Source organism: Sinomonas sp. B1-1 (assembly GCF_050474465.1).
In the GTDB taxonomy this organism is placed as follows: Bacteria; Actinomycetota; Actinomycetes; order Actinomycetales; family Micrococcaceae; genus Sinomonas; species Sinomonas flava.
On record NZ_JBCHVF010000001.1, the window covers coordinates 242,004 to 265,825 of the forward strand.

Sequence of the window (23,822 nt, forward strand, 5' to 3'; positions counted from 1 at the left end):
CCTAACCTAGCCGTCGAGCCGACCGATCTGCGTCAGCCGGATGACGGCGGTGCCGGTCGCATCGCTCTGGCCGAGGTCCACCTCGGCGGAGAAGCCCCAGTCGTGGTTCCCCGCCGGGTCGTCGAAGATCTGCCGTACGTGCCACATGCCGTGCTTCTCCTCGATGACGAGCAGCTGCGGACCGCGGGCGTCCGGGCCCGTGCCGATGTCCTCGTGCTCGTCGAAGTACGCGTCGAGGGTCGCTTCCCACTGCTCGACGCCGAAGCCGGCCTCCCCGTCGAGCGCCGCGAGGGCCTCGGAATCCTCGTCGGCGAACAGCTCGACGCGGCGGAACAGCTCGTTGCGCACCATGACCCGGAACGCGCGGACATTGGAGGTGAGGGCCGGTGGGGGAGGGGGCGGTGCATCGTGGGTGTGCAGGTCCCTGCCGCTCGTGAGCTCCTCCCACTCGTCCAGGAGCGACGAGTCGACCTGGCGGACCAGCTCGCCGAGCCAGGCGATGAGGTCCTCGAGGTCCTCCCGCAGCGCGTCCTGCGGCACGGTCTGGCGCAGGGCCTTGAACGCGTCGGTCAGGTAGCGCAGGACGATGCCCTCGCTGCGCGCCAGCCCGTAGAACTGGACGAACTCGCCGAAGTCCATCGCCCGTTCGTACATGTCCCGGACCACCGACTTCGGCGCGAGCTCGAAGTCCCCGACCCAGGGGGCGTGGCGCCGGTACGTCTCGAACGCCGCCTCAAGGAGCTCCTTGAGCGGTTCGGGGTAGGTGACCGCGTCGAGCGCGTTCATGCGCTCGGTGTACTCCATGCCCTCGGCCTTCATGGCCGCGACCGCCTCCGTCTTGGCCCGTTTGAGCTGCGCGGAGAGTATCTGCCGCGGCTTCTCGAGCGTGGCCTCGATGACGGACACGACGTCGAGCGCGTACGACGGAGACTCGGGGTCGAGCAGGTCGAGGGCCGCGAGCGCGAACGGCGAGAGCGGCTGGTTGAGCGCGAAGTTCTCCTGGAGGTCCACGGTGAGGCGCAGCGTGTGGCCGCTGGCCCGCTGCTCGGGAGTCAGCTCGTCCTCGGGGATCCGTTCGACGACGTCCGCGGCCAGGAGCTCGCGCAGGATCCCGAGCGCCCGCCGCATCAGGCGCAGCTGGACGGGACGCGGCTCGTGGTTCTCGGTCAGGAGCCGGTGGGCCGCGGCGAAGGGGTTCCCCGGGCGGGCCATGAGGTTCAGCAGCATGGCGTGCGTGACCGTGAAGCTCGAGGTCAGCGGCTCGGGGGCAGCCTCGACCAGCTTCTCGAAAGTGGGCCGGCCCCACGAGACGAAGCCCTCGGGCGGCTTCTTCTTCACGACCTGCCGCAGCTTGCGCTGGTCCTCGCCGAACTTCGCGCGGGCCTTCTCCATCGCGCGGTTGTTCTCGACGACGTGCTCGGGCGCCTGCACGACGACGGTCCCGGCCGTGTCGTATCCTGCCCGGCCCGCGCGGCCGGCGATCTGGTGGAACTCGCGCGCGTTGAGGTGCCGCGTCCGGGTGCCGTCGAACTTGCTCAGGGCGGTCAGCAGGACCGTCCGGATCGGCACGTTGATCCCCACACCGAGGGTGTCCGTGCCGCAGATGACCTTGAGCAGCCCCGCCTGGGCGAGCTGCTCGACGAGCCTCCGGTACTTCGGCAGCATGCCCGCGTGGTGCACGCCGATGCCGTGGCGCACGAGCCGGTTGAGGGTCTTGCCGAAGCCCGCCGCGAACCGGAAGTGCCCGATCAGCTCGGCGATCCGGTCCTTCTCCTCGCGCGTGCACATGTTCACGCTCATCAGCTGCTGCGCGCGCTCGATCGCCTCGAGCTGGCTGAAGTGCACCACGTACACCGGGACCTGCTTCGTCGCGAGCAGCTCCTCGAGCGTCTCGTGGACCGGCTTCTCCTCGTAGCAGTAGTGCAGCGGGATGGGCCGCTCCGCGTGGGCGACCGTCGCCGTCGTGCGCCCCGTGCGCTCGGTGAGCTCGCGCTCGAACCGGCTCACGTCGCCGAGCGTCGCGCTCATCAGGAGGAACTGCGCCTGCGGCAGTTCCAGGAGCGGCACCTGCCAGGCCCAGCCCCGCTGGGGGTCGGAGTAGAAGTGGAACTCGTCCATGACGACCGGCCCGAGTTCTGCCTCGGAGCCCTCGCGGAGGGCGTGGTTCGCGAGGATCTCCGCGGTGCAGCAGATGATGGGGGCGTCCGGGTTGACGGACGAGTCTCCGGTGACCATGCCGACGTTCTCCGCGCCGAAGATGTCGCACAGGGCGAAGAACTTCTCCGAGACGAGCGCCTTGATGGGCGCGGTGTAGTAGCTGCGCTGCCCGGTGGCGAGCCCGTGGAAGTGCGCCGCGATCGCCACGAGCGACTTGCCGGACCCCGTGGGGGTCGCGAGGATCACGTTCGAGCCGGACACGATCTCGAGCACCGCCTCGTCCTGGGCGGGGTAGAGGGTCAGGCCCCGTCCCTCGGCCCACCGGACGAAGGCCTCGTAGACCGCGTCGGGCAGGGAGTCGTCGCGGCCGGCGCGGTCGGCGGACGGGGAGGGCGCGGGGAGGAGGGCATCGAGTCGCATGGCGCCTCCAGACTATCCGCAGTGGGCTATCCCCACCGGCGGGTCCGGATTAGCGTTGTCCCATGAGCTCTCCCACCTGGGATCCGGCACTGTACACCGCGTTCGGCGACTACCGGTCGCGGCCGTTCTACGACCTGACTGCGCGCGTCGCCGCCGAGGCTCCCCGCCGCGTCGTCGACCTCGGCTGCGGTCCCGGCGAGCTCACCGCGTCCCTCACGCAGCGGTGGCCGGACGCCCTCATCGAGGGCCTCGACAGCTCCGAGGAGATGCTCGACGCCGCGCGCTCGCGGTTCGCGGGACGCGACCGCCTCACGTTCACCCATGGGGACATCCTGCACTGGGAGCCCGAGGGCGACGTCGACGTGGTCCTCTCGAACGCGGCGCTCCAGTGGGTGCCCGGTCACCTCGGGCTCATGGGGCGGTGGCTCGACCAGCTCGTCCCCGGCGCCTGGCTGGGGGTGCAGGTCCCCGGGAACTTCCAGGCCCCGTCGCACACGCTCATGCGCGAACTGGCCGAGTCCTCGCAGTGGGAGCATCGGCTGCGGGGGGTCCTCCGCCACACCGACGCGGTGGCGGAGCCCCAGGCCTACCTCGAGCTGATGCTCGAGGCCGGCTGGGAGGCGGACGTCTGGGAGACCGTCTACTACCACCAGCTTGTCGGTGAGGACGCCGTCCTGAACTGGATCCGCGGAACCGGCCTCCGGCCGGTGCTGGACGTGCTCTCGCCCGAGGAAGGCGCCCAGTTCGAGGAGCAGTACGACCAGCTGCTCCTCGACGCCTACCCCTCGGTGGAACGGGACGGCCTCCTCACGACCCTCTACCCGTTCCGCCGCATCTTCTGCGTGGGTCGCAAGCCGTCGTAGGCGAGCGGGCGGCCGCGTCAGCGCGCGAGGCCCAGGAGCCTCGCGCCGTTCTCCCAGAGGACCTGCCGCATCCAGCCGTCCCCGAGCCCGAGGCGCGCGAGGGCCTCGATCTGGTGGGCGTACGGGTACGGGATGTTGGGGATCGGCCACGGCCACCCGTAGCGCGCTTCCGCGTCGTCGAAGTACTCCCAGACCTTCTCGAGCATCCTCGGGGGGAGGAAGTGCACGTGGATGTCCGCGAGCCCGGGAAGGCCCAGCCGCTCGAGGTAGGCCGGGATCTCGTGGTCGGCGCGGGGCCCGGGCGTGGTGGTGCCCGCGCCGGTGGGACTACCAGCCACGGTCGCGCCACTCGGCCAGGTGCGGCCGCTCGGCGCCGAGGGTCGTGGGCCTGCCATGGCCCGGGTGCACCTCCGCGTCGTCGGGGTACGCGTCGAACAGCCGTTGGACGACGTCCGCGTACAGCAGCGAGAAGCGGTCGGCGTCGTTCTGGGTGTTGCCGACCCCGCCGGGGAAGAGGGAATCGCCGGAGAAGATCACCGGCGGCGCGTCCTTGGGCTCGAGGACGTAGGCGATGGACCCGGGGGTGTGGCCCCGAAGATGCACGGCCGTCAGCGTGAACCCCCAGTCCGCTCCGGCCTCCGGGAGGACGTCCCCGTGGTCGAGCACCACGTCGACGCCGACCGGGATTCCCGAGACGTCCTGGCGGCCGGCGGCCACCGGGGCGTGCGTGGCGGCGACGAGGCCCTCCAGGGCGCGGACATGGTCCCAGTGCTGGTGGGTCGTCGCGATGAGCGCGAGCCTCGCCGGGCCTCTCGCGTCGGCAGCACCCTCGGCGAGGAGGGCCTGGATGGCGGGAAGGTCGTCCGCCGCGTCGATGAGGACCTGCTCGCCGGACTGTCTGGCCGTGATCAGGTAGACATTGTTGTCCATCGAGCTCACGGCGATCCGCCGCACCGTGACGTCGTCGAGGTCATGCAGGAGGCTGCTCATGGCGCCAGTCTAGGTTGGCCTCGGGCGCAGGTACTCTGGGCGTGTGGCGGAGAACGACTTCCCGGGACGCTGGCGCCCGAATCCCGAGCTGGCCGTGCCGCTCTTCGAGCAGCTGCGGCGCCGCATCCTCGATCTCGTCGACGAGGGCGCGCTCGCCGTCGGCGCGAAGCTGCCCTCCGTCCGCGCGCTCGCCGGGGAGCTCGACGTCGCCCCGCACACCGTCGCGCGCGCCTACCGCGAGCTCGAGGAGGCAGGGGTCCTCGCGACGGCGGGCCGTGCGGGCACCACGGTCGCCCCGAGGGCGCGACGGGACGAGGACCTGGCGGCCGCAGCAGCGGTCTTCGCCGGGGTGGCGGCCTCGCAGGGCGCGTCCTTCGAGGAGGCCGTCGCGCTGCTGCGGGCCGCCTTCCGGCGCGCGATGTGATGCGACGTGGCTCACCGCGGGCCGCGACCATTCTCACTTCGAAGACATTTTCGAATGCGAGCTGCGTCGACTAGCATGGACAGGTGCAGAGTCTCTCCACCCTGAACGATTCCTCGCCCCTGCCGTCGTCGGCCGCGGAGATCCCCGACGCCTTCCGGCAGCCCACGCACGGCCCCGACCAGTCGCGCCTCGTGGTCAAGGGCGCGCGCGAGCACAACCTTCGCAACGTGAGCCTCGACCTCCCGCGCGACGCCATGATCGTCTTCACGGGGCTCTCCGGTTCGGGCAAGTCGTCGCTCGCCTTCGACACGATCTTCGCCGAGGGCCAGCGCCGCTACGTCGAGTCCCTGTCCGCGTACGCGCGCCAGTTCCTCGGCCAGGTGGACAAGCCGGACGTGGACTTCATCGAGGGGCTCTCGCCCGCCGTCTCGATCGACCAGAAGTCGACGAGCAAGAACCCGCGCTCGACCGTCGGGACGATCACCGAGATCTACGACTACATGCGCCTCCTGTGGGCGCGCATCGGCCGGCCGCACTGTCCCGTCTGCCACGAGCCGGTCACGCGCCAGACCCCGCAGCAGATCGTCGACCAGCTGCTCGAGATGCCGGACGGCACCCGCTTCCAGCTGCTCGCGCCGGTCGTGCGCGGGCGCAAGGGCGAATTCGTGGACCTGTTCAAGGAGCTCGCGGCGAAGGGCTACTCCCGTGCGCGCGTGGACGGCGACCTCATCCAGCTCGCGGAGCCGCCCAAGCTCGGCAAGCAGTTCAAGCACACCATCGAGGTCGTCGTCGACCGCCTGGTGGTGAAGGAGGGCATCCGCCAGCGGCTCGCCGACTCGGTCGAGACCGCGCTGGGCCTCGCCGAGGGACGCGTGCTCGCCGACTTCGTCGACCTCGCAGCGGACGACGACGCGCGCGTCCGTGCGTTCTCGGAGAACCTGGCGTGCCCCAACGAGCACCCCCTCGCGATCGACGAGATCGAGCCGAGGTCGTTCTCGTTCAACAACCCCTTCGGCGCGTGCCCGGCCTGCACCGGCATCGGCACGAAGCTGGAAGTCGACGAGGAACTCGTCGTCCCGGACGCTGCCCTCAGCCTCTCCGAGGGCGCGATTGCCCCGTGGTCCCTCGGCACGGCCACCCAGGAATACTGGACCCGGCTCCTCCAGGGGCTCTCCGACGAGCTGGGCTTCTCCATGACCACACCGTGGCACAGCCTGCCGCAGTATGCGCGGGATGCTGTCCTGTACGGCAAGGACCACAAGGTCGTGGTCCAGTACCGCAACCGGTTCGGCCGCGAGCGCAAGTACAGCACCGGCTTCGAGGGCGCTGTGCAGTACATCCAGCGCAAGCACCTCGAGACAGAGTCGGACTCCGCGCGTGACCGCTACGAGGAGTACATGCGCGAGATCCCCTGCCCGGAGTGCGGTGGGGCCAGGCTCAACCCGGCGTCCCTCTCGGTGCTCGTGGGGGGACGCTCCATCGCGGATGCATGCCGCCTGCCGCTGCGCGACACGCGCGAGTTCCTCAGCACGCTGGACCTGACGCGCCGGGAGGAGCAGATCGCCGCGCAGGTCCTGAAGGAGATCGACGCCCGCCTCAGGTTCCTCCTCGACGTGGGCCTCGAGTACCTGAACCTCGAACGCGCGGCGGGAACGCTCTCGGGCGGCGAGGCGCAGCGCATCCGCCTCGCCACGCAGATCGGCTCCGGGCTCGTGGGAGTGCTGTACGTCCTCGACGAGCCGAGCATCGGGCTCCACCAGCGCGACAACCGGCGCCTCATCGAGACGCTCACGCGGCTGCGCGATCTGGGGAACACCCTGATCGTCGTCGAGCACGACGAGGACACGATCCACGAGGCCGACTGGATCGTGGACATCGGCCCGGGCGCGGGCGAGCACGGAGGCGAGGTGGTCCATTCGGGGACCCTTGCGGAGCTCAAGGAGAACCGAGCCTCCCTCACCGGCGACTACCTCGCCGGCCGGCGCTCCATCCCCATCCCGGCGAAGCGCCGGCCGATCGACCGCAAGCGGCAGCTGAAGGTCGTGGGAGCGCGCGAGCACAACCTCCAGGGCGTCGACATCGCGTTCCCGCTCGGTGTCCTCACCGCGGTCACCGGTGTCTCCGGCTCGGGGAAGTCGACCCTGGTCAACGACATCCTGTACAAGGTGCTGGCGAACCGCCTGAACGGCGCGAAGCAGGTCGCCGGGCGCCACACCCGCATCGAGGGGCTCGAGCACCTCGACAAGGTCATCCACGTCGACCAGAGCCCGATCGGGCGCACCCCGCGGTCGAACCCGGCCACCTACACCGGCGTGTTCGACCACATCCGGAAGCTGTTCGCCGAGACCAACGAGGCCAAGGTCCGCGGCTACCAGCCGGGGCGGTTCTCGTTCAACGTCAAGGGCGGCCGATGCGAGGCGTGCAGCGGCGACGGGACGCTCAAGATCGAGATGAACTTCCTTCCCGACGTCTACGTGCCCTGCGAGGTATGCCATGGGGCGAGGTACAACCGTGAGACCCTCGAGGTGCACTACAAGGGCAAGACGATCGCCGATGTGCTGAACATGCCGATCGACGAGGCCGCGGAGTTCTTCGCCGCGTTCACCCCGATCGCCCGGCACCTCCGCACACTCGTCGACGTCGGGCTCGGCTACGTCCGCCTCGGGCAGCCTGCCACGACGCTCTCGGGCGGCGAGGCGCAGCGGGTGAAGCTGGCCGCCGAACTGCAGAAGCGCTCGAACGGCCGCAGCGCCTACGTGCTCGACGAACCGACCACGGGGCTCCACTTCGAGGACATCCGCAAGCTGCTCCTCGTGCTGCAGTCGCTCGTCGACAAGGGCAACACAGTCATCACCATCGAGCACAACCTCGACGTGATCAAGAGCGCGGACTGGATCATCGACCTGGGTCCGAGCGGCGGCTCGGGCGGAGGCCGGGTCGTGGCAACCGGGACACCCGAGCAGGTTGCCCGGGCGGAGGGAAGCTTCACCGGCCAGTTCCTGGCGGAGATCCTCGGGGCGAGCTGACGGCGCAGATTTCAGGCACCGTTTCCCGGTATGGGAGACTGTCCCGGTGACTGAAAGCCCCGCACTCGTGATCTTCGATCTGGACGGAACCCTCGTAGACCCAGCGGGCAGCATCACATCAGGCATCGCCTTCGCGCTCGAGTCGCACGGGCTGCCCGTGCCGGACGCCACGACCCTCGAGAGCATGGTCGGGCCGCCCCTCATGGAATCGCTCCGCCGGCTGGCGGACGTGCCCGAGGAGGCGCTCCCCGCCATCGTGCACGCCTACCGCCGGCGGTACATCTCGCACGGCATGGCGGCGAGCCGGCCCTACCCGGGGATCCCCGAGCTCCTCGCACAGCTCCGCGAGGAAGGCCTGCACCTCGCGGTCGCAACCCAGAAGCCCCAGTCGCTCGCCGAGAAGCTCCTGACGCTTCACGGCCTGGACCGGCACTTCCACAGCATCCATGGCGCGCCCGACGACGAGACGCTCCCGCCGGCGCCGGATGGCAAGGCAGGGATCGTGCGCGCTGCCCTCACCACCAACCATGCCGGCGCCTCCCGGGCCGTCATGGTGGGCGACCGTCGCCATGACGCCCACGGAGCCGCCGCCAACGGGATCCCCTGCATCGGGGTCCGCTGGGGCTTCGCCCCGGCCGGCGAGCTTGAGGCGCTCGCGCTCGTCGGCATCGTCGACGACGCCGCGGCCCTCCGCGCTGCGATCGCGGCTGTGCTGTCGCGCCAGACGGCCGGCACGGCCGCGGAGACTGCCGCATGCTGATCTACACCCTCACCCGCCAGAGCATCCGCGGGCTCATCGCCGGCCTTTGCCGCCCCACGGTCACGGGGCTCGAGAACGTCCCCACGACCGGGCCGTTCATCGTGGCCTCGAACCACCTCTCCTTCCTCGACTCGGTGATCATCCAGGCCCTCATGCCGCGCGGCGTGGCCTTCTTCGCGAAGGCTGAGTACTTCACGGGCAAGGGCGTCAAGGGCAGGCTCATGAAGTCGTTCTTCGAGGGCGTCGGGTCGATCCCGGTGGAGCGCGGCGAGCAGGCGGCAAGCGTGGCGGCCCTCAAGACGCTGCTCGACATCCTCGGCGAGGGCCGCGGCATTGGGATCTACCCCGAAGGGACGCGCTCTCGGGACGGCCTCCTCTACCGCGGGCGGACGGGAGTCGGGTGGCTGGCCCTCACGACGGGCGCGCCCGTCGTCCCCGTGGGCCTGCGGGGGACCGAGAAGCTCCAGCCGGCGGACACGAACGGGATCAAGCCGCAGCACTTCGAGATGATCGTCGGGAAGCCGCTCTCCTTCGACAAGACCGGGCCGGACCACTCCCTTCCCGCGCGGCGCGAGGCGACAGACCGGATCATGGATGCCATCGCGGCGCTGACCGGGCAGGAGCGCGCGGCCGGCTACAACAAGCCGCCCGCGCAGTAGCAGCCCCTCCGGCTCACTAGACTGGACCAGTGGCAGATCCAGCGAGCTACCGGCCCAGGACAGGAGAGATCCCGACCGATCCCGGCGTCTACAGGTTCCGCGACCCGCACGGGCGCGTCATCTACGTCGGCAAGGCCAAGAGTCTTCGGCAGCGGCTCACGTCGTACTTCGCGAACCCCGCAACGCTCCTGCCCAAGACCTACGCGATGGTCCACGCGGCGGCGAGCGTCGAGTGGACCGTGGTCGGCAGCGAGCTCGAGGCGCTCCAGCTCGAGTACACGTGGATCAAGGAGTTCCGGCCCCGGTACAACCTGGCCTTCCGGGACGACAAGACGTACCCGTACCTCGCGGTCACCATGGGCGAGAAGTTCCCGCGGGTCCAGGTGATGCGCGGGGAGCGGCGCAAAGGAACCCGCTACTTCGGGCCGTACACGGCCGGCGCCATCCGCGAGACCATGGACACCCTCCTGCGGGTCTTCCCGGTCCGGTCCTGCAGCCCCGGCGTCTTCCGCCGGGCAGAGCAGAGCGGCCGGCCGTGCCTGCTCGGCTACATCGACAAGTGCTCGGCCCCGTGCGTCGGCCGCATCTCCGAGGAGGACCACCGCGCCCTCGCCGAGGACTTCTGCGCCTTCATGGGCGGGGAGGCGAGGCGCTTCATCGTGCAGCTCGAGCGGAGGATGGCCGACGCCGTCGCCGATCTCGACTACGAGACCGCTGCCCGCCTGCGCGACGACATCATCGCGATGAAGAAGGTCTTCGAGCGCAACGCGGTGGTCCTGTCCGAGGAGACCGACGCGGACGTCTTCGCCCTTGAGGAGGACGAGCTCGAGGCCGCCGTCCAGGTCTTCCACGTCCGCGGCGGCCGCATCCGCGGCCAGCGCGGCTGGGTCGTCGAGAAGGTCGAGGAGGCCACGCCGCAGGAGTTCATCGGCCACCTGCTGACCCAGGTCTACGGCGAGCAGTCGGAGACGGACGGGCGGCTTCCGCGCGAGGTCCTCGTCCCCGCGATGCCTGACGACGCCGACGAGCTCACCGCGTGGCTCAGCGGCCTGCGGGGGGCGAAGGTGGAACTCCGCGTCCCGCAGCGCGGCGACAAGGCGGCGCTGATGAAGACGGTGCACGAGAACGCCGTGCAGGCGCTGCGCCTGCACAAGAGCCGCAGGGCCGGGGACATCACCACCCGGTCCCTCGCCCTCCAGGAACTCCAGGAGGCCCTCGAGCTGCCGGAGCCGCCCCTGCGGATCGAGTCCTTCGACATCTCGCACGTCCAGGGGACGAACGTCGTCGCCTCCATGGTCGTCGTCGAGGACGGCCTCACCAAGAAGAGCGAGTACCGGAAGTTCTCCATCACGGGCGACGCCGCGCGGGACGACACCGCCGCGATGCACGACGTCCTGACCCGCCGGTTCCGCAACTACCTGGCCGAACGGGAGAAGCCGGTCGAGGAGCGCGACCGCGGCGGCAAGTTCGCGTATCCGCCGAACCTCGTCGTGGTCGACGGCGGCCAGCCCCAGGTCACGGCGGCCGTGAGGGCCCTGGCCGAGCTCGGCATCGGGGACGAGATCCGCGTCGTCGGGCTCGCCAAGCGCCTCGAGGAAGTGTGGCTCCCCGAAGGCGACTTCCCCGTCATCCTGCCGCGGGCCTCCCAGGGCCTCTACCTGCTCCAGCGGATCCGCGACGAGGCCCACCGCTTCGCCATCACGTTCCACCGCCAGAAGCGCGGCAAGAGCATGACCGCGTCGCTCCTGGACGAGGTGCCGGGTCTCGGGCCCGCACGGAAGAAGGCCCTCCTGACCCACTTCGGATCGCTCAAGCGGCTCAAGGCCGCCGGACTGGGCGAGCTCACCGAGGTCCAGGGGGTCGGTCCGGCCCTCGCGGCGGCAGTCCACGCCCGCCTGAACGGCCTCGGCGACGCGGCGCCTGCCGTGAACTATGCGACCGGCGAGATCATCGAGTCCTAGTTGGCCGCCGGTCTTGGATAGGCTGGGGACCATGAGGGAGACGAGCGCCGCCGAGGCGGACCACGACACAGGACTCACCCCGGTCAAGCCCGCCGCCTCCGAACTGCTCATCGTCACGGGCATGTCGGGCGCGGGCCGCAGCACGGCCGCGAATGCGCTCGAGGACCACGGCTGGTACGTCGTGGAGAACCTCCCGCCGCAGCTGCTCGGCACGCTCTCGGAGCTGGTCGGCCACGCGTCGGCGAAGATCCCGAAGCTCGCGGTCGTGATGGACGTGCGCAGCAAGGCGCTCTTCGCGGACATCCGCGAGGCGCTCGCGCAGCTGGGCGCGCGCGGCACCGAGTACCGCGTCCTCTTCCTCGATGCACGGGACGATGTGCTGATCCGCCGCTTCGAGCAGGGTCGGCGCCCCCACCCGCTCCAGGGCGGTGGGCGGATCTCGGACGGGATTGCCGCGGAGCGCGCCATCCTCGCGGAGCTCAGGGAGCATGCGACCCTCGTCCTCGACACCTCGGACTTCAACGTCCACGGGCTCGCCACCGCGATCACCGAGCTCTTCTCGGAGAAGGGCCCCGTGACGCTCCGGCTCAACGTGATGAGCTTCGGCTTCAAGTACGGGCTCCCCGCCGACGCGAACTACGTCGCCGACGTCCGGTTCCTCCCGAATCCCCACTGGGTGCCCCAGCTGCGCCCCCACACGGGACTCGACCCCGATGTCCGGGACTACGTCCTCGTCGCGAACGGGGCCCAGGAGTTCGTGGACCGCTACGTGCTGGCCCTCGAGCCCGTGCTCGCCGGCTACCGCAAGGAGAACAAGCACTATGCGACGATCGCCGTGGGCTGCACCGGCGGCAAGCACCGCTCCGTCGCGATCGCGGAGGAGCTCAGCAAGCGCCTCGCGCAGCAGCCCCGCGTGACCGTCACGACGTCGCACCGCGACCTCGGGAGGGAGTGAACGCGGTGTTCACCGGTCAGCTGCCCCTCATCCCCCCGGGCACGGGGACAACGGGCGGGACGCCCAAGGGCCCGTCCGTCGTCGCCCTCGGCGGAGGGCACGGCCTCTCGGGGTCACTGTCAGCGCTCCGCCTCCTCACCACCGATCTCACCGCCGTGGTCACGGTCGCGGACGACGGCGGGTCCTCCGGCCGCCTGCGCAAGGACTTCGGCGTCGTCCCCCCGGGCGACCTCCGGATGGCCCTCGCCGCGCTGTGCGACGACACGGACTGGGGGAGGACCTGGCGTGACGTCATGCAGCACCGCTTCCGGTCCCCGACCGGCATGAGCGGCCTGGAGAACCACGCGCTGGGGAACCTCCTCATCGTCACGCTCTGGGAGCTGCTGGGCGACGTCGTCGACGGCCTGCGCTGGGCCGGGGCGCTGCTCGGCGCGCGCGGGGAGGTGCTTCCGATGTCCCGGACGCCCCTCACGATCGAGGGCGACGTCGAGGTCGCCGCGGCCGGCGCCCACGGGGGCACCTCCCGCCGGGAGACGATCCGCGGACAGGCGGCGTGCGCCGTCGCCGGCCGCCTCGAGGAGGTCCGCCTGGTGCCGGACGACGCGCCGGCCTGCCCCGAGGCGCTGTCGGCGATCGAGCTGGCGGACTGGGTCGTGCTCGGTCCGGGCTCGTGGTACACGTCCGTCCTCCCGCACCTCCTGCTGCCCCAGATGCGCGAGGCGCTCTGCGCGACCCCCGCCCGCAGGTGCATCACGATGAACCTCACGATGGATACCAAGGAGACCACGGGGATGAGCGCGGCGGACCATCTGCGCGCCCTCCAGCGGGTCGCCCCCGGCTTCACGGCAGACGCCGTGATCGCCGACGAGGCATCGGTGGCGGACCGGGCAGAGTTCGAGCGCGTGGCAGCCGAACTCGGCGCCGAGGTCCACTTCGATAGAGTGAGGTCTTCCGGCCACAGGCCGATCCACGACCCGCTCCGGCTCGCCGGGGCGTACCACGAGGTCTTCACGGGGGGCGGCGCTCCCCAGGGCGGCCGATGAGCGTCGCTCCGCAGGGCCAGCCGCGGGAGCAGGAGGGGACACCATGGCATTGACCCAGAGCGTCAAGGACGAGCTCTCGAGGCTGACCGTCAAGAAGTCCTCCGAGCGGAAGGCCGAGGTCTCCGCGATCCTGCGCTTCGCCGGCGGGCTCCACATCATCTCGGGGCGCATCGTGATCGAGGCGGAAGTGGACCTCGCCTCGACCGCCCGCAGGCTGCGCGCCGCCATCGCCGAGGTGTACGGCCATCCGAGCGAGATCATCGTGGTCTCCGGCGGTGGGCTGCGCCGCGGCAACCGGTACGTGGTCCGGGTGGTGCGCGAGGGCGAGGCGCTCGCGCGCCAGACGGGCCTCCTCGACAACCGCGGAAGACCCGTGCGCGGGCTGCCGTCCGTCGTGGTCAACGGGTCCGCGGCCGATGCCGAGGCGGTCTGGCGGGGCGCATTCCTCGCCCACGGGTCCCTCACCGAGCCGGGACGCTCCAGCGCGCTCGAGGTCACGTGCCCGGGGCCGGAGGCGGCCCTCGCGCTCGTCGGGGCGGCCCGGCGGCTGGGCATCGCCGCGAAGGCGCGCGAAGTGCGCGGGGTGGATCGCGTCGTCGTGCGCGACGGCGACGCGATCGCCGCGCTCCTGACACGCATGGGCGCCCACGACGCGCTGATGGCGTGGGAGGAGCGGCGCATGCGCAAGGAGGTGCGGGCCACCGCGAACCGCCTCGCGAACTTCGACGACGCCAACCTGCGCCGCTCCGCCCAGGCCGCCGTGGCCGCGGGCGCCAGGGTCGAGCGCGCCCTCGAGATCCTCGGCGACGACGTCCCCGAGCACCTGCGCTACGCCGGGGAGCTTCGGGTCGCGCACAAGCAGGCGAGCCTCGACGAGCTCGGCCGGCTCGCGGACCCGCCGCTGACGAAGGACGCGATCGCCGGCCGGATCCGCCGTCTGCTAGCCATGGCGGACAAGAAGGCGGCGGAGTCGGGGATTCCGGGAACCGAGGCCAGCGTGACCCCGGACATGCTGGACGGCTGATCCCGGCGCCTGTGACATGACGTTTCGGTATCCCGTCCGGGCACCTGCTTAGGATGGAGCCGTCACCAGCCCGCACATCACGGCCAGTGGTGCGGGAAGCCAACCGATGGAGGATGTTGTGACCTACACACTGCCCGAGCTCCCGTACGACTACGCGGCACTCGAGCCGCACATCTCGGCGCGGATCATGGAGCTCCACCACGACAAGCACCACGCGGCGTACGTGACCGGTGCCAACACGGCCCTCGAGAAGATGGCCGAGGCCCGCTCCAACGGCGACGGCGCTGCTGCGGCCAAGCTGTCCAAGGACCTCCAGTTCAACCTGGGCGGCCACATCAACCACTCGATCTTCTGGAACAACCTCTCCCCGGAGGGCGGCGACAAGCCCGAGGGCGAGCTCGCTGCCGCGATCGACGAGTACTTCGGCTCGTTCGACGCGTTCCGCGGCCAGTTCACCGCCGCCGCCACGACCATCCAGGGCTCCGGCTGGGCGATCCTCGCGTACGAGCCCATCGGCGGCAACCTCGTCATCGAGCAGATGTACGACCAGCAGAACGGTGTGCCGGTCGCGACCACTCCGATCCTCCAGCTCGACATGTGGGAGCACGCCTTCTACCTCGACTACCAGAACGTCAAGGCGGACTACGTCAAGGCGTTCTGGAACATCGTGAACTGGGCGGACGTCGCCAAGCGCTTCGACGCGGCCCGCAAGGGCGCCGCCGGGCTCGTCATCGTCTGAGAGGCCCGTCACATTTTGTGACTTTCGGTGCGAAAGGGTCCGTCTGTTCCGAGACGGGCCCTTTCCCCGTAGGATGGTGGGCGGAAAGGCCCCGGCGGCCTTTTGGCCATGGACAATGGAGACTCAGGCTGTCGGCCTTTCCTTGTGCAAATCTCTGCCCAACGATGTGCGGGACCGTCTAACAGTTCGAGCAGTCATCCGGGTGCTCGACTGAGCATCAAGGAGATCGACCAGAGTGACCACTCGTATTGGCATCAACGGCTTCGGCCGCATCGGCCGCAACTTCTTCCGCGCAGCCCTCGCCCAGGGCGCCGACCTCGAGATCGTGGCGGTCAACGACCTCACGAGCCCCGAGACGCTGGCCCACCTCCTGAAGTACGACTCCGTGACCGGTCGCCTCGCCCAGTCCGTCGAGGTCCGCGACGGCATCATCGTGGTGGGCGGCAAGGAGGTCAAGGTCCTCGCCGAGCGTGATCCCGCGAATCTCCCGTGGGCCGACCTCGGGGTGGACATCGTCATCGAGTCCACCGGCTTCTTCACCAAGGCCGCGGATGCCAAGAAGCACCTCGCCGCAGGCGCCAAGAAGGTCATCATCTCGGCCCCGGCGACGGATGAGGACGTCACGATCGTCATGGGAGTCAACGACGGCCTGTACGACCCGTCGAGCCACGACATCATCTCGAACGCCTCCTGCACCACGAACTGCCTCGGCCCGCTCGCCAAGGCGATCAACGACGCGTTCGGCATCGAGCGCGGCCTCATGACCACGGTCCACGCCTACACGGCCGACCAGAACCTCCAGGACGGCCCGCACCGCGACCTCCGCCGTGCCCGTGCCGCCGCGATCAACATGGTCCCGACCTCGACCGGCGCTGCGAAGGCCATCGGCCTCGTGCTCCCCGAGCTCAAGGGCAAGCTGGACGGCTACGCCATCCGCGTTCCCGTTCCGACCGGCTCGGCGACGGACCTCACGGTCACCGTCTCGCGCGAGGTCACCAAGGAAGAGGTCAACGCCGCCGTCAAGGCCGCGTCGGAGTCGGAGGGCCTCAAGGGCATCCTGACGTACACCGAGGACCCGATCGTCTCCTCGGACATCGTGACTGACCCCGCTTCGTCGATCTTCGATTCCGGGCTGACCAAGGTCATCGGGAACCAGGTCAAGGTCGTGTCCTGGTACGACAACGAGTGGGGCTACTCCAACCGCCTCGTGGACCTCACGGAACTGGTCGCGTCCAAGCTCTGACCCGGTCCGTAACGTACGGGGAACTCGGATAGCCTGAGTCCATGACTGCACACACTCTCGACGAGCTGCTCGCCGATGGTGTCCGCGGGCGGCGCGTTCTGGTCCGGTCGGACCTGAACGTGCCGCTCGACGGGTCCACCGTCACTGACGACGGCCGCGTCCGCGCCTCCCTGCCGGTGATCCAGAAGCTCGCCCAGGCGGGCGCGCGGGTCCTCGTGATGGCCCACCTCGGCCGCCCCAAGGGCGCGCCGGATCCCAAGTACTCGATCAAGCCGGCCGCTGACCGCCTGGCCGGGCTTGCGGAACCCCTCGGGATCACGGTGCAGCGCGCCGAGGACACCGTGGGGGAGAGCGCGCAGGCCCTCGCTGCCGCGCTCGAGGACGGACAGGTCCTTGTCCTCGAGAACGTCCGCTTCGACGCCCGCGAGACGAGCAAGGACGACGCCGAGCGCGCCGCGTTCGCCCGCGAACTCGCGGCGCTGACCGGCGAGGGCGGGGCGTACGTCGACGACGCCTTCGGAGCCGTGCACCGCAAGCACGCGTCCGTGTTCGACATCGCCCAGATCCTCCCCGCATACCTCGGCGAGCTCGTCCGCACCGAGGTCGAGGTGCTGCGGCGCCTCACCGACGGGGCCCAGCGCCCGTACGTCGTGGTCCTGGGCGGCTCGAAGGTATCGGACAAGCTGGCCGTGATCGACAACCTCATCGGCAAGGCGGACAAGCTCCTCGTGGGCGGGGGCATGCTCTTCACCTTCCTCGCGGCCAAGGGGCACAAGGTCGGCTCGAGCCTGCTCGAGCAGGACCAGATCCCGACGGTCCAGGAGTACCTCTCCCGGGCCGCGTCGGCGGGCACCGAGTTCGTGCTGCCGACCGACGTCGTCGTGGCCTCGAAGTTCGCCGCGGACGCGGAGCACGAGGTCGCCGCGGCCGACACCATCGAGTCCACGGGCTTCGGCGAGGCCGGAATCGGGCTGGACATCGGGCCGGACACTGCCTCTGCATTTGCCAAGGAGATCACCGCAGCCAAGACGGTGTTCTGGAACGGGCCTATGGGCGTCTTCGAGTTCCCGGCCTTCGCGGCCGGCACCAAGGCTGTCGCCCAGGCCCTCGCCGACGCGACAGCGGCGGGTGCCCTGACCGTCGTCGGCGGCGGCGACTCCGCTGCCGCGGTCCGTACGCTCGGTTTCGAGGACGGCCAGTTCGGCCACATCTCGACCGGCGGAGGCGCGAGCCTCGAATACCTCGAGGGCAAGGAGCTGCCGGGCCTCACGGCCCTCGGCGCCTGACCCCACGCGCGCCACGCCCCCCGCGGGGCGTGGCGCGCTCTCTTCCCCGCGTCGGCCTGTCCGGCGCCCAGCAGGACCCTCCAAGGAGACACTGTGACCACCTCTGCCAACGGCTCGTTCGAACGCACCCCGCTGATCGCCGGGAACTGGAAGATGAACATGGACCATCTCCAGGCCATCACGCTGACCCAGAAGCTCGCGTGGACGCTCGACGACGCCAAGCACGACTTCGCGCGCGTCGAGGTGGCCGTCTTCCCCCCGTTCACGGACCTGCGCGGCGTGCAGACCCTCGTGGCGGGCGACGACCTTCCCCTCGCCTACGGCGGACAGGACCTCTCACAGTTCGACTCCGGGGCGTACACGGGCGACATCAGCGGCGCCTTCCTCGCCAAGCTCGGCTGCCGGTACGTCCTCGTGGGGCACTCGGAGCGGCGGACCGTGCACGGCGAGCCCGACGAGGTGCTGGCGGCGAAGGTCAAGGCCGCGTTCCGTCACGGCCTCGTCCCCGTGCTCTGTGTCGGCGAGGGCCTTGAGGTCCGGCAGGCAGGCACGCACGTGGAGCACACTCTCGCACAGCTCAGGGCCGACGTCGAGGGACTCACCGCCGAACAGGCCGCCGCCCTCGTCGTCGCGTACGAGCCGGTCTGGGCGATTGGGACGGGCGAGGTCGCGGGCCCCGGCGACGCCCAGGAGATGTGCGCCGCCATCCGCTCCGAGCTCGCCGAGCTGTTCGGCGCGGACGCGGCCAATGCCACCCGGCTCCTGTACGGCGGCTCGGTCAAGGCGAACAACGCCGCGGCCATTCTCGCCGAGAAGGACGTCGACGGTGTGCTCGTGGGCGGTGCGAGCCTCGACGCCGCCGAATTTGCTAGCATTGTCAGGTTCGAGAGCCACACGGCGGCCTAGCCGCCTGCCTTGACCAAGCAGCCTGCGCAGAGCAGGCATGAGACCGCCGCGAGAAAGGCCGGAGCTCCCACGTGGAAGTCCTGACGATCATCCTGCAGATCCTGCTCGGCATCACGAGCCTCCTGCTCACGCTGCTCATCCTCATGCACAAGGGCCGCGGAGGCGGCCTCTCCGACATGTTCGGCGGCGGCATGTCGTCCGGGCTCTCGTCGTCAGGCGTGGCGGAGCGCAACCTGAACCGCTTCACGATCATCCTGGGCGTCACGTGGGCGGTCGTCATCATCGCCCTCGGCCTCATCATGCGCATCTCGAGCGTGGGCGACTCCTGACGGAGCCTCCGCGTCGCTGACACCGGCGCGATGTGGAAGGGGCGGGAGCAGCACGTGCTGCTCCTGCCCCTTCCTTGTTGCCGGTTTCGTCCCGGCTCCTCACGGCATCAGGCCGAGGCCGGCTCCTTGCGGACGAGTTCCTCCGGGACCTTCGCGGCCGCTGCAGCGTCGATGAGCCACAGCGTACGCGAGCGCCCTCGGGCACCGGCGGCCGGCACCTGGACAGGTCCGGCGCCCGCGAGGGCGAGCCCGACGGCGCCGGCCTTGTCCTCGCCCGCCACAACCATCCACACTTCCTCCGCCGAGCGGATCGCCGGCAGAGTGAGGGAGATGCGCGACGGCGGCGGCTTGGGGGAGTTCTCGACACCCACCACGAGCTTCTGGGTCTCGCGCACAGCGGCCATCTCCGGGAAGAGGGACGCGACGTGGGCGTCAGGGCCGACGCCCAGGAGCAGCACGTCGAAGCGGGGGAGGGGGCCGGGTTCGTCGGGGCGGTGATCCGAGTAGTCCGCCGCGTGTTCCCGGGCGGCGGCTTCGGCGAGACGGCGCGCGTAGTCCGCGGCGGCGTCGTCCGCGGTCGCGAACTCGCCCGCGGCGCCGGGCACGTGGACCCGCTCGGGATCGAGCGGGAGCTCGTCCAGCAGGGCCCTGGCGGCCTGACGGCTGTTCCGCTCGTCGGAGTCAGCCTCGACGAAGCGCTCGTCGCCCCACCAGACATTCACCTTCGCCCAGTTGACCGCCCTGCGGGCGGAGGACGCGGCGAGGGCCTCAAGGGTCCCGATCCCGGTCGATCCGCCCGTGAGGACGACAGTCGCCTCCCCGTACCGGTCCTGGGTGTCCACGAGCTTCGTGATGAGGCGCGCCGCGATGGCTGCGAGCAGCACCGACGAGTCGGGATGGACGCTCACACGGGGATCAGCGCTCACTGGGCTGCACGCTCCTGAGGTTGGTGCGCGGCAGCCCCGAGGAGAGGACCTCACCGAAGACCTCGTCCGGGTCCAGCCTGCGCAGTTCTTCGGACAGGCAGTCTTGCAGATTGCGGCGCGCGAGGGCAATGCGCTGCGGGGGCTGGCCGGGCTGGGTGAGCTCGGCGACGGTGAGGCCCGGTCGGTAGAGCTGGACATCCCCGGTGCCTCGGTGCAGGCGCACCCGTCGGATCCCCGTGCCGGCGGGATCGGCGACGATGGTCACCGGCGCGTCGAGCGCGAGGGTGAGCCAGGCCGCGAGCAGGGCCGTGCTCGGCGAGTCCGAGGCGCCCTCGACGGTCACACCGGTGACCGGGCTGTCGTCGGCCTGGTCCAGGGCTGCGGCGAGCTGGATGCGCCAGTTGGTGAGCCGGGTCCAGGCCAGGTCCGTGTCGCCCGCGGTGTACGTATCGCGGAGCCGGTACAGCGCCGCCGTCGGGTCCGGCTCGTTGCCGGAGTCCGTGATGCGGCGGTGGGCGATGCGCCCGATCGAGGTCTTCCCCGCGTTCGCGGGCGCGCCGTGGGGCCACCAGGCGACGATCGGGGCGTCGGGCAGGAGCAGGGCCGCCACGAGGGACTCGCTCTCCTCGGCCAGCATGCCGTAGCCGCGCAGGACGATCACCTCCGAGGCCCCCGCGTCCCCGCCCACCCGGATCTGCCCGTCGATGCGGTTCGCCGAGTCGCGGCCCGAGTCGACGAGGACGATGATCCGGCAGGGGTGCTCGCGGCTGGCCTGGTTGGCCGCCTCGATGGCCTCTTCCTCGAACCCGTGCCTGGTGATCACCACGAGGGTGAGGACCCGGCCCAGGGCCACGACGCCGCCGCGGTGCCTGAGGTTGGTGATCTCCTTGGAGATCTTGGAGGTGGTGGTGTTGGGCAGGTCGATGATCATGGCCGCCTCCAGGAACGTCCGTCACGGGCCAGGAGCTCGTCCGCGGACGAGGGCCCCCAGCTGCCGGGTGCGTAGGGCTCGGGCTGCTCGCCCGTGCTGGCCCAGTACTCCTCGAACGGGTCCAGGATCTTCCAGGACAGTTCGACCTCCTCGTGCCGCGGGAACAGCGGCGGCTCCCCGAGCAGCACGTCCAGGATGAGGCGCTCGTAGGCCTCGGGCGAGGACTCCGTGAAGGAGTGGCCGTAGCCGAAGTCCATGCTCACATCGCGGACCTCCATCTGGGTGCCCGGGACCTTGGAGCCGAAGCGGATCGTCGCGCCCTCGTCCGGCTGGACGCGGATCACCACCGCGTTCTGGCCGAACTCGGCCTCGGCCTGGTCCTGGAAGAGCAGGTTCGGTGCCTTCTTGAACACGACGGCGATCTCGGTCACCCGCCGCCCGAGCCGCTTGCCGGCGCGCAGGTAGAAGGGAACCCCGGCCCAGCGGCGGGTGTTGATGTCGAGGCGCACCGCCGCGTACGTCTCCGTGGTCGAGTCCGCGGGGATTCCCTCCTCCTCGAGGTAGCCCTTGACGAGCTCCCCGCCCTGCCACCCGCCGGAGAACTGGCCCCGGGCGGAGTGGGTCGAGAGGTCCTCGGGCAGCTTCACGGCCGCGAGCACCTTCTCCTTCTCCGCCCGCAGGTGCTCGGCGTTGAACGAGATCGGCTCCTCCATGGCAGTGAGCGCCAGGAGCTGCAGCAGGTGGTTCTGGATCACGTCGCGGGCCGCGCCGACGCCGTCGTAGTAGCCCGCACGGCCCCCGGTGCCGATGTCCTCGGCCATGGTGATCTGGACGTGGTCCACGTAGTTGGCGTTCCAGATCGGCTCGAACAGCTGGTTCGCGAAGCGCAGCGCCAGGATGTTCTGGACGGTCTCCTTGCCGAGGTAGTGATCGATGCGGAACACCGCGTCGGCCGGGAAGACGTCCTCGACGATCTCGTTCAGCGCCCGCGCCGAGGCCAGATCGTGCCCGAACGGCTTCTCGATCACCACCCGGCGCCACTTGCCCTCCTCAGGCTGGGCGAGACCGTGCTTGGACAGCTGCCGGCACACCTGCTCGAAGGCCTTCGGCGGGATCGACAGGTAGAACGCGTGGTTACCCCGCGTCCCGCGCTGTTCGTCGAGTTCCTTGATCGTGTCCCGGAGGCGGACGAACGCGTCGTCGTCGTCGAACGTTCCCTGGACGAAGCGGATGCCCTGGCTCAGCTGCGCCCACACCGTCTCGTCGAATGGAGTCCTCGCGTGGGCCTTGACCGACGCCTTGACCTCCTCCGCGAAGTCCTCGCGCTCCCACTCCCGCCGGGCGAAGCCCACGAGGGCAAAGCTCGGCGGGAGCAGGCCGCGATTGGCCAGATCGTACACGGCGGGCATGAGCTTCTTGCGGGCGAGGTCGCCCGTCACCCCGAAGAGGACGAGCGATGAGGGGCCGGCAATCCGGTTCAGCCGACGGTCCCGCGGGTCGCGCAGGGGATTGGCGGGCCGCCGGGCTCCGCCCTTGTCGTTCTCTGGCATAGCTGCTTTCTTCTCGTGCCTACCGGGCGAGCGCCGAGACGAGCTCGACCAGCGCTGCGACACCGGCACGGCGGTCGGTCAGATGGAGGCGGAGCACGGGACGGGCGTGCTCCGCGAGCACCTGGGCGTCGCCGGCTGCCTGCGCCGCAATCAGCTGGCCGAACGTGAAGGGCCGGTCCGGGATGGAGACGTCCTGCGCGGCATCGGCCGTGATCTGCAGGAACACGCCGACGGCGGGACCGCCCTTGTGGTACTGCCCGGTGGAGTGCAGGAAGCGCGGGCCCCACCCGAACGTCGTGGGCCGTCCGGTCGCCGCGGCGAACCGGTCGCGGACCGATTCGAGCTCAGGGAACGCGAGTCGGTCGAGGTACGCCTGGACGCTCAGGTAGCCGTCCGGGCCGAGCTGGGCCAGGAGTGCCTTCACCGCCTCCTCGGCCGTGGACGCACCCCCGAGCCAGTCGCCGCCGCGCACCTCGATCGGGCCGTCGGTGAAGGCGGCCGGGGTCGGCTCGGGGCGGGCATCCAGGAGTCCGCGCGCAGCGACCTTGGCGGCCTCGACGTCGGGCTGGTCGAACGGGTTGATGCCGAGGAGCCGACCGGCGACCGCGGTGGCGAACTCCCACACGAGCATCTGCGTCGCGAGGGTTCCGCCCACGGCGGCCTCGTCCGCGCCCAAGGAGGGCTCGGCGTCGGCCGAGACGAGCCGCACGACCAGAACATCGTCCGCGCCGGCGGAGACCTCGGGCGAGTTCATGGTCGCGACGACAGGGAGGACGCCGCGGCCGTTCTTTCCGGTCGATTCCGCGATGAGCTGTTCCGCCCAGTCGGCGAAGCCCGCGATCCCGGATCCGTCTTCGACGATCACGATCTTGTCCCGCAGGGGGGAGGTGCCGCCGAGCACGGCGCCGACCTGGAGGCCGATGTTGTCCTCGGAGTCGTCGCGCAGGAGCTCGGCGGCCTCCTCGGCCTCGTCGAGGAGCGTTTCGATGTCCACGCCCGCGAGCCCCGAGGGCACGAGGCCGAACGCGGTGAGCGCCGAGTACCGGCCTCCCACCGTGGGGTCGGCGTTGAAGACGGCGCGGTAGCCGGCCTCGCGGCTCGCCGAGTCCAGCGGCGAGCCGGGGTCCGTGACGACGACGATCCGGCGCGCCGCGTCGATGCCGGATCCCGTGAAGGCCGCCTCGAACGCCCGCCGCTGCGAATCCGTCTCCGCCGTGGAACCCGACTTGGACGAGACGACGATGGCGGTGTTCTCGAGGCGTTCGGAGAGGGCTGCGGCGACCTGCTCGGGGTCGGTCGAGTCGAGGACGACGAGCGGCACTCCCGCCGTGGCGGCGATGACCTCGGGGGCGAGCGACGAGCCGCCCATGCCGCAGAGCACGATCCGGTCCACGCCCTCCGCGCGGAACTCGTCGCGCAGGGCGAGGATGTCCGCGACGAGCGGGCGGGAGACGGACGCTGCCTCGACCCATCCGAGTCGCTTCGCGGACTCCTCCTCGGCGTCCGGGCCCCACAGGGTGTGGTCCTTCGCGAAGATCCGGGTCGCGACGTTGTCTGCCGCGAGGGCCGGGGCGTGCGCTGCGACGGCCGCGCGGGCGGAGCCCGTCGCGTCGAAGGTGAGGGCGCTCAT

Annotated in this window: 21 protein-coding genes; 14 read left to right on the forward strand and 7 right to left on the reverse strand. The window is 70.5% G+C overall.

The features are described 5' to 3' along the window. Window positions 1–6 precede the first annotated feature (6 nt). Complete coding sequence (locus tag ACQ5BE_RS01130; RefSeq protein ID WP_430295126.1) at window positions 7–2,577, reverse strand: DEAD/DEAH box helicase; 2,571 nt, start codon at window positions 2,575–2,577, stop codon at window positions 7–9. A 62-nt stretch (window positions 2,578–2,639) separates the two neighbouring features. On the opposite strand from ACQ5BE_RS01130, the gene ACQ5BE_RS01135 reads away from it, so the two are divergent. Next, window positions 2,640–3,440: a trans-aconitate 2-methyltransferase gene (locus ACQ5BE_RS01135; protein WP_208712460.1), complete on the forward strand. Its 801-nt coding sequence runs from the start codon at window positions 2,640–2,642 to the stop codon at window positions 3,438–3,440. A 17-nt stretch (window positions 3,441–3,457) separates the two neighbouring features. Here the strand turns inward: ACQ5BE_RS01135 and ACQ5BE_RS01140 are convergent, their stop codons facing one another. Further along, window positions 3,458–3,778 carry a hypothetical protein gene (locus ACQ5BE_RS01140; protein ID WP_430295127.1) on the reverse strand — a complete coding sequence of 107 codons (321 nt, stop codon included), beginning with the start codon at window positions 3,776–3,778 and terminating at the stop codon, window positions 3,458–3,460. Continuing rightward, a complete protein-coding gene (locus tag ACQ5BE_RS01145; protein WP_430295128.1) occupies window positions 3,768–4,430 on the reverse strand; it encodes an MBL fold metallo-hydrolase in 663 nt (220 codons plus the stop codon). The genes ACQ5BE_RS01140 and ACQ5BE_RS01145 overlap by 11 nt, the downstream gene beginning before the upstream one ends. A gap of 43 nt (window positions 4,431–4,473) precedes the next feature. Between ACQ5BE_RS01145 and ACQ5BE_RS01150 the strand changes: the two genes are divergently transcribed. The 13 genes from ACQ5BE_RS01150 (at window position 4,474) to secG (ending at window position 18,785) form a co-directional block, all read left to right on the forward strand. Further along, a complete protein-coding gene (locus tag ACQ5BE_RS01150) occupies window positions 4,474–4,854 on the forward strand; it encodes a GntR family transcriptional regulator (RefSeq protein WP_430295129.1) in 381 nt (126 codons plus the stop codon). A 119-nt stretch (window positions 4,855–4,973) separates the two neighbouring features. Next, on the forward strand, window positions 4,974–7,880 hold the full coding sequence (uvrA, locus tag ACQ5BE_RS01155) for an excinuclease ABC subunit UvrA (RefSeq protein WP_430295749.1): 2,907 nt from the start codon (window positions 4,974–4,976) through the stop codon (window positions 7,878–7,880). Between the two features lie 46 nt (window positions 7,881–7,926). Continuing rightward, a complete protein-coding gene (locus tag ACQ5BE_RS01160) occupies window positions 7,927–8,640 on the forward strand; it encodes an HAD hydrolase-like protein (protein ID WP_430295130.1) in 714 nt (237 codons plus the stop codon). Next, window positions 8,634–9,299, forward strand: a complete 666-nt coding sequence (locus ACQ5BE_RS01165) for a lysophospholipid acyltransferase family protein (RefSeq protein WP_430295131.1) — start codon at window positions 8,634–8,636, stop codon at window positions 9,297–9,299. Before ACQ5BE_RS01160 ends, ACQ5BE_RS01165 begins: the two co-directional genes overlap by 7 nt. 29 nt (window positions 9,300–9,328) lie before the next feature. Next, window positions 9,329–11,260: an excinuclease ABC subunit UvrC gene (uvrC, locus tag ACQ5BE_RS01170; RefSeq protein ID WP_430295132.1), complete on the forward strand. Its 1,932-nt coding sequence runs from the start codon at window positions 9,329–9,331 to the stop codon at window positions 11,258–11,260. A 31-nt stretch (window positions 11,261–11,291) separates the two neighbouring features. Beyond that, window positions 11,292–12,215, forward strand: a complete 924-nt coding sequence (rapZ, locus tag ACQ5BE_RS01175; RefSeq protein ID WP_208712467.1) for an RNase adapter RapZ — start codon at window positions 11,292–11,294, stop codon at window positions 12,213–12,215. Continuing rightward, a complete protein-coding gene (locus tag ACQ5BE_RS01180) occupies window positions 12,212–13,258 on the forward strand; it encodes a gluconeogenesis factor YvcK family protein (RefSeq protein WP_413250787.1) in 1,047 nt (348 codons plus the stop codon). Before rapZ ends, ACQ5BE_RS01180 begins: the two co-directional genes overlap by 4 nt. Window positions 13,259–13,301: 43 nt before the next feature. Then, window positions 13,302–14,282 (forward strand): DNA-binding protein WhiA, encoded by a 981-nt coding sequence (whiA, locus tag ACQ5BE_RS01185; protein WP_208712469.1) that lies wholly within the window; start codon window positions 13,302–13,304, stop codon window positions 14,280–14,282. Between the two features lie 106 nt (window positions 14,283–14,388). Then, window positions 14,389–15,021 (forward strand): superoxide dismutase, encoded by a 633-nt coding sequence (locus ACQ5BE_RS01190; RefSeq protein WP_208712470.1) that lies wholly within the window; start codon window positions 14,389–14,391, stop codon window positions 15,019–15,021. A 235-nt stretch (window positions 15,022–15,256) separates the two neighbouring features. Beyond that, window positions 15,257–16,264 (forward strand): type I glyceraldehyde-3-phosphate dehydrogenase, encoded by a 1,008-nt coding sequence (gene gap, locus ACQ5BE_RS01195; RefSeq protein ID WP_208712471.1) that lies wholly within the window; start codon window positions 15,257–15,259, stop codon window positions 16,262–16,264. 41 nt (window positions 16,265–16,305) lie between these two features. Beyond that, entirely contained in the window at window positions 16,306–17,550 is a 1,245-nt protein-coding gene (locus ACQ5BE_RS01200) for a phosphoglycerate kinase (protein WP_430295134.1), read from the forward strand. A 93-nt stretch (window positions 17,551–17,643) separates the two neighbouring features. Then, window positions 17,644–18,456: a triose-phosphate isomerase gene (tpiA, locus tag ACQ5BE_RS01205; RefSeq protein ID WP_430295135.1), complete on the forward strand. Its 813-nt coding sequence runs from the start codon at window positions 17,644–17,646 to the stop codon at window positions 18,454–18,456. A 71-nt stretch (window positions 18,457–18,527) separates the two neighbouring features. After that, a complete protein-coding gene (gene secG / locus ACQ5BE_RS01210) occupies window positions 18,528–18,785 on the forward strand; it encodes a preprotein translocase subunit SecG (RefSeq protein ID WP_430295136.1) in 258 nt (85 codons plus the stop codon). A 107-nt stretch (window positions 18,786–18,892) separates the two neighbouring features. On the opposite strand, the gene pgl is transcribed toward secG, so the two are convergent. From pgl to ACQ5BE_RS01230, 4 genes are read right to left on the reverse strand one after another with little or no spacing between them, the layout of a single operon-like run. Then, the gene (pgl, locus tag ACQ5BE_RS01215) at window positions 18,893–19,711 is read right to left on the reverse strand and encodes a 6-phosphogluconolactonase (protein ID WP_430295137.1); all 819 of its coding nucleotides are present in this window, start codon (window positions 19,709–19,711) and stop codon (window positions 18,893–18,895) included. Then, window positions 19,701–20,642 carry a glucose-6-phosphate dehydrogenase assembly protein OpcA gene (locus ACQ5BE_RS01220; RefSeq protein WP_430295138.1) on the reverse strand — a complete coding sequence of 314 codons (942 nt, stop codon included), beginning with the start codon at window positions 20,640–20,642 and terminating at the stop codon, window positions 19,701–19,703. Before ACQ5BE_RS01220 ends, pgl begins: the two co-directional genes overlap by 11 nt. Then, window positions 20,639–22,192 (reverse strand): glucose-6-phosphate dehydrogenase, encoded by a 1,554-nt coding sequence (zwf, locus tag ACQ5BE_RS01225; protein ID WP_208712477.1) that lies wholly within the window; start codon window positions 22,190–22,192, stop codon window positions 20,639–20,641. Before zwf ends, ACQ5BE_RS01220 begins: the two co-directional genes overlap by 4 nt. A gap of 19 nt (window positions 22,193–22,211) precedes the next feature. Further along, complete coding sequence (locus tag ACQ5BE_RS01230; RefSeq protein ID WP_430295139.1) at window positions 22,212–23,822, reverse strand: glucose-6-phosphate isomerase; 1,611 nt, start codon at window positions 23,820–23,822, stop codon at window positions 22,212–22,214.

Bases quoted from the DNA above. Each gene is read 5' to 3' on its own strand.
- ACQ5BE_RS01130 (WP_430295126.1), bottom strand. From the start codon at position 2,577: ATGCGACTCGATGCCCTCCTCCCCGCGCCCTCCCCGTCCGCCGACCGC.
- ACQ5BE_RS01135 (WP_208712460.1), top strand. From the start codon at position 2,640: ATGAGCTCTCCCACCTGGGATCCGGCACTGTACACCGCGTTCGGCGAC.
- ACQ5BE_RS01145 (WP_430295128.1), bottom strand. From the start codon at position 4,430: ATGAGCAGCCTCCTGCATGACCTCGACGACGTCACGGTGCGGCGGATC.
- ACQ5BE_RS01165 (WP_430295131.1), top strand. From the start codon at position 8,634: ATGCTGATCTACACCCTCACCCGCCAGAGCATCCGCGGGCTCATCGCC.
- rapZ (WP_208712467.1), top strand. From the start codon at position 11,292: ATGAGGGAGACGAGCGCCGCCGAGGCGGACCACGACACAGGACTCACC.
- whiA (WP_208712469.1), top strand. From the start codon at position 13,302: ATGGCATTGACCCAGAGCGTCAAGGACGAGCTCTCGAGGCTGACCGTC.
- ACQ5BE_RS01190 (WP_208712470.1), top strand. From the start codon at position 14,389: ATGGAGGATGTTGTGACCTACACACTGCCCGAGCTCCCGTACGACTAC.
- ACQ5BE_RS01200 (WP_430295134.1), top strand. From the start codon at position 16,306: ATGACTGCACACACTCTCGACGAGCTGCTCGCCGATGGTGTCCGCGGG.
- ACQ5BE_RS01220 (WP_430295138.1), bottom strand. From the start codon at position 20,642: ATGATCATCGACCTGCCCAACACCACCACCTCCAAGATCTCCAAGGAG.
- zwf (WP_208712477.1), bottom strand. From the start codon at position 22,192: ATGCCAGAGAACGACAAGGGCGGAGCCCGGCGGCCCGCCAATCCCCTG.
- ACQ5BE_RS01230 (WP_430295139.1), bottom strand. From the start codon at position 23,822: ATGAGCGCCCTCACCTTCGACGCGACGGGCTCCGCCCGCGCGGCCGTC.